This is a genomic window from Microbacterium sp. C448 (assembly GCF_000582705.2).
Classification (GTDB): Bacteria; Actinomycetota; Actinomycetes; order Actinomycetales; family Microbacteriaceae; genus Microbacterium; species Microbacterium lacus_A.
The window spans coordinates 1-5,491 of record NZ_HG779671.1 but is presented as its reverse complement, the minus strand read 5'-3'; the positions used below and the strand labels follow the sequence as shown (position 1 = coordinate 5,491).

General features: G+C 61.5%; 3 protein-coding genes. All 3 read left to right on the top strand.

From position 1 onward, the window contains the following. Positions 1-404 precede the first annotated feature (404 nt). Positions 405-1,145 (top strand): GNAT family N-acetyltransferase, encoded by a 741-nt coding sequence (locus tag MIC448_RS07855; RefSeq protein ID WP_036298075.1) that lies wholly within the window; start codon positions 405-407, stop codon positions 1,143-1,145. A gap of 167 nt (positions 1,146-1,312) precedes the next feature. Beyond that, complete coding sequence (locus tag MIC448_RS07850; RefSeq protein WP_036298077.1) at positions 1,313-2,488, top strand: ATP-binding protein; 1,176 nt, start codon at positions 1,313-1,315, stop codon at positions 2,486-2,488. 1 nt (position 2,489) lies between these two features. Then, positions 2,490-4,922, top strand: coding sequence for a S8 family serine peptidase (locus MIC448_RS07845; protein ID WP_081766254.1), 2,433 nt, complete (start codon positions 2,490-2,492; stop codon positions 4,920-4,922). Positions 4,923-5,491: the final 569 nt, after the last annotated feature.

Sequence of the window (5,491 nt, the reverse complement as noted above, 5' to 3'; positions counted from 1 at the left end):
CGATCCCGTGACCTCACGATTTTCAGTTAGGCGCGTCGACTCCACGTGTCTCAGTTGGTACTCGTTGGTCGCGCGATTCCGCGGGTCGAGTGCTCATTGGTGCTCGTTGATCGTCGTCGATTCCATGGAGCTCCCGGCACTTTCCCGGCACGTAAGGGCATCAGGTGTGGATGTCGGAGCCCCTGCTCAGCAGCACGTGCTGGACTACGACGATAGTCCGTGCCTTTGCGGCCGCCCATTTGCTGATGGAGTCGGTGACGCGTTCGCACCATATCTCATGCTCCATCTGTGCGAGCGCGGCAATGATCGTGAACCCATCGACCCATCGACCCATCGGCCCTGTGGGGCGGATCCGACCTCGGAGCAACCGCCTACCGTCGGACCGGAGTCGATACTGTCTCCCCATGACCACACCGCGTCCCCGCATACGATTCGCCACCCCCGCCGACCGTGAAGCGCTCAGGTTGCTGGAGCACGAGTACTTTCCGGCAAAGTCTGGAGTGCGCCACGCGGGCTACTTATACGACGACGAGAATCTCGCCGCTATTGCCCTCACAGAACGGCTCGCCGCGCCGATGCGCGCCTTCACCTTCGTCGCCGAAGTAGAAGGGGAAATAGTCGGATTTGCAGTCGGGGTGCCCTCCATGATGACGTCGGGCGATACGGACGCGCAGACCATGAACCTCCAGTACCTCGCTGTCCAGCCGGAGCACCGGGGGCAGGGTATTGGCGCAGCGCTGGTAAAGAAGATCATTACGCGATCGCAAAAGGTTGTGCAGAATCTCATTCATGCGCACATCCCAGTAGACCAGGTGGGTTTCTACGAGGGGTTGGGGTGGAAGGTCGAGCCAATGGGTCACGGGCTCGCGTGGCTCCCCGATGGAGACCATCTCCGCGCGGATGCCGGCGATCCTGCCTTCGGCTTCCCGCTGATGGCGAGCAAGGTGCTTAGGTCGCGCGGTGTCCTACAGTCTTTCCCCTACCCGGTCGTCACTGGAAAGCCGACCCTCGACGCGTCGATGGAAGCAGCCCGGCTCGTCGACGCAGGCAAGCTCGACCCGTCAAAATTTGATGAATTCACCCGCGACTTCGTCACGATGGGTCGTGCCGAAGCGCGATCTCTCGCCGCGAAAACTACGCCATAAAGCATTGCGTTTCACAACCGTAGGGATAGGAGACATTTGCCAGGATCCCGTCGCGGTGGCGGGCCGACGCGATGCACTCGAGTGAACACCGTCGCGTGTCCCATCTCGAGGCCCGAGTGCCCCATCGGGGCGAGTGAATGTCGCACCCAGCGTCTAGTGTTGTCCACATGGAGAACTTCGATGTCATTCAGGCGCTCGCCCGCACTGCTCTCGCTGGCAACCCGGAGGCTATCGAGCACCAGGTAACCCGCCTTGCCGAGAGGCTCGCCGAATCAGGAGATGACAGCAACGCCCGCAAGCTTCGGTCGCTGATTACGCGAGCTCGCAACCGCCAGGCGGTTGAGCCCATCAATTTGCAGCCCTCCGATGTCGCAACGGCTGCTCCGACGGCTCAACGACTAGGGCCGAAGACGGCGCTCCCCGTAGATCGTGAGTCTGGAGCGCCGCTGTGTGAAGTCGTGACGCCGGACCGTCGCCGCGCGCTACCGGTCCTCCCCGTGCAGGCGCAGGCAGCGTACGACTCGCTGGTGCGCGAATGGCAGCACGAAGCTGAACTTGCGCAGGTGGGGCTCCCCATCAGCCGCACCCTGCTGATCTATGGGCCTCCCGGGACAGGTAAGACCACGCTGGCGCTCGCAATCTCCGTGCGTCTCGGTCGTCCAGCAGTGATCGCGCGTCTCGATGGGCTTATCTCTTCGCTGCTTGGCAACACCGCCAGGAACCTCGGGGCTCTCTTCGATTTCTGTAACCGCTACGACTGCGTGCTGATCCTCGATGAGTTCGATGCTGTCGCGAAGATCCGCGACGATGCGAACGAGGTAGGAGAGATCAAGCGTGTAGTGAACGCGTTGCTGCAGAACCTCGATAAGCGGACTGAGTTCGGCTTGACGATTGCTGTCACCAACCACGAGAAACTCCTCGACTCAGCAGTGTGGCGTCGGTTCGAGCATCAAATTCACCTCGGCATGCCGACGTACGAGGGTCGGGTTGAGATCGGCCATCTTCTTCTCGACCGGTTGGAAGAAGTGGATCCGCTCGCCAAGGCCGTCGCCAGTGTGACCTCTGGTCGATCAGGCGCTGATGTCAGAACGCTGGCAATGGCATTCCTGAAATCCACAGTGCTTGCGACTCGGGATGCTCGGTCACCTGTAACCGTGCTTCGCGAAGCAGCGCAGGCCACGGGTATACAGGGCGCGGATGGGCTCGACTCGACTGACCAGCAGCTCGCGAAGCATCTCAACGAGCCGCCAGCATCTTTGAGCCAGAGCGAGCTTGGAGTGATTTTTGGCAGGGATAGAAAAACGATCAGCCGCTGGCTGAACCCGAGCGAAGTGAAGGTGTGAAATGGCTGGCGGCCCTGTTCAGATTGTGATGAACCCCGATTGGTTTCGTGGGGATCGCGACGGTCGTCGCGGTGGCGGTGCGGCGAAAGACTTCTTCCGAGGTGACGACCGCGGATTTGCTGAGCACAGAACAGCCATCGTCGGTGCGCTGCGTTCCATCCTGAGAAACAACCTCGCAAGCGACCGAGTCAACGTTGCAGTTCGGATGCGACCGGATGCGTTGGCGAAGTCCCACCGGCCGTTCGGCACACTATTCAGATCATCGCGCGCGTCCCATGTGGGCACCGGGGACTACGGGGAGCTCGTCTTCGCGATAACGCCGACGAAGCTCGAAGAGGTCATTGATCTGGTCGCTGACGCCGAGGTCGAAGAACGGTGGCGGCCGGACGCTTCCGGCGCACTGGTGTACAGTCCGTCGCCGCCACGCACAGAAGTGAGTGCGATCCAGGACGTGCGGGAGTGGGCACCTGCGGAAGAACGTGGATACACACTTGACGAAGCCGATGCTTGGTTGACGATCGATGGCGCCGCGAAGGCGCAGGTTGAGCTATTTGATCTTCCCGAGCGCGAGCCCCTTCGCTCGGCAACGCTTGCCGAGGTTGGAGCGTTGACTGCTCGGTTACGCGAACTGCAGACCACCTTCACTATCGCGCCGCCTCCTGCAATCGAGGCAAGCGTGAGACGTGCGCTTGAAGCGTCGCCGCCCGGCCCGTCTGACGTCGCTCACCACCCACCGGCGACTGTCCCATTCCGGGAGGGGCTGGCGGAGTTCGAGGCGAGCTCGTCGGTAAAGCGCGTGAGGCTTGAGGACCGAGTTCCGCCCTCTACTGAAGCGCCGGCTGCAAGCACGGGCGAGGAATCGGCCGCACGTACGCCGGATCCTGCAAGCGTGCGACCAGTAGTCGGAGTCATCGACGGTGGAATCGGTGGACCGTTCATCAACTCAGCGTGGGTCGCCGGACGGGCAGACTTTCTTGCGCCAGGAGACCGTGACGTCAGTCGAGTGAATCACGGAACGACCATCGCCTCACTGATCGCGTTGGGAAGCGCCTTCAACTCTGGGATCTTGGATCCCGATGAGGACTGCCGCGTCTACGATCTCGATCTGCTCCCTGCGGGCAGCGCCTACGACAACTACTACGCATCTCTCGAGGACTTTCTTGATGAGGTTCGTGCAAGCGTCGCGCGCGCGAAGCAAGAAGCAGGTGTCCGGGTTTTCAATTTGTCGTACAACCTTCGGAGGGCACCGGGTGGAGCCCCCTACAGTTTGGCTGCCCAAGGACTCGACAGAATCGCGCTCGATCTGGACGTGCTCTTCGTGATCTCGGCTGGGAACCTGACCGAGACCGAGCAGCGGGAAGAATGGCCTCCCAACAGCACCGAGGTCAACGCGATGCTCGCCCGCCATTCCGGCCCGGACGGGCTCCTCGCGCCAGCTGAAAGTCTGGTCAATGTCAGTGTCGGCGCGACCAATCCACCCGGACTCGCGCAGGGCGTTGAAGGCGTACCTGCGAGATACACACGTCGCAGCGATCAGACCCCGTCAGCGCTCAAGCCCGATTTCGCTGCGTATGGAGGCGGGGGACCCGAAGGTCCCGCACGAGCGACCGGCCTGACCGCGATTAGCTCCTTTGGCACCATCCGCGACGTTGCGGGGACCAGTTACGCAGCACCGCTGGTGGCCCGATACCTCGCAACCTTGGATGCGGCTATCTCCGGCGATGTGTCGCGCGATCTCCTCATCGCGCTCGCAACCCATAGCGCCAGACTCCCCGCAACCCTCCTCGCGAAAGAAGTGGCGGTCGTCGCGCCCTCGTTCGTTGGTCGCGGCCATCTTCCCACAGTCGCCGAGACTCTCGAGGGTGAGCCGCACCGGATGACTATCGTCCTCAGTGACACCATTCAGCCTGGACGGAACGTGAAGTTTCCGTTCCGCTGGCCAGACTCACTCTCCGACACCAACGGCAAGTGTCGTGGCCTTCTCAAGCTCACACTGGTGACCGAGCCCATCATCAACTATGCCCACGGTGTCGAAATGGTCCGTGTAAATCTCGACGGCGCCGTGAAGCAGTCTGACGAGAACGGTGTCTTCGAAAGCCGCGCACAACCGACGCACGAGTTCTTCTCTGGCTATCGATATGCGAACGAACGCACGTTGGCGAGCGTGCTTGGCAAGTGGTACCCGGTAAAGTCCTACACGGCACGCATGCCAAACGGACGAGGCAAATCGACCGACTGGCGCCTCGATCTCGAATACCTCACGAGAGCAGCCGAATCCTTTCCAGCCGAAGGTGTTCGATTCGCTGCCGTCCTTACAATCGAGGACCTACGGGGTGCAGCACCCGTGTACGACGAGATGCGTGCCTCCCTCTCCGAGATTGGTGTCACCCTGAGCGACCTGCGCACAGCTGTAAACGTGGGAGTTCGCGCTTGAGTCCTGTCATGAAGGACCTGATCGTGCGCCGCGGCTCCGCATGTGCTCACCGGCCGCATGCAGGTTGCTCGCCTATGTCAGTCATCTGACATAATTTGGATTAGCGGAAGTTGATACGATCCGCTTGCAACCTGCGCCCCGAGGGACCCGCATCGAGTGTGTGGCGCCAGTGGCAACAGCTTCTTAAGAGCGAATCGCGGCGATGCTCAACGGGCCGCCGGTGATGCAATTGCGGGTGTGAGTGGGCGATGGGAATCGTGCAGTCACTGCCAATCGGCCACTTCGCACGCGATTGCAGTTCGTCGCAGTTGGCGCTCATTTGTGTTCGTTCGTCAACGCCCCGGACGATGCGATCAAGCGGCGCAGGGGCATCAGCTCATTTGTGCCGGGAGGTGACGGGCACTTTGCCGGCACAGATGGCGCAGTGGACGCCCGTATGGAAGTAGCAGTTGCCAGTGGGCGGCCATTTGCACTACCCCGCATTCCGATAAATGGCCTCTGACCGGGCATAAAGAAACCCCCTCCTGTAGAAGCCAGAAGAGGGTTTCAGTGGCTCCGACGGGCGTCGA

Coding starts and splice junctions, on each gene's coding strand:
- MIC448_RS07845 (WP_081766254.1), top strand. CDS start 2,490: ATGGCTGGCGGCCCTGTTCAGATTGTGATGAACCCCGATTGGTTTCGT.
- MIC448_RS07855 (WP_036298075.1), top strand. CDS start 405: ATGACCACACCGCGTCCCCGCATACGATTCGCCACCCCCGCCGACCGT.
- MIC448_RS07850 (WP_036298077.1), top strand. CDS start 1,313: ATGGAGAACTTCGATGTCATTCAGGCGCTCGCCCGCACTGCTCTCGCT.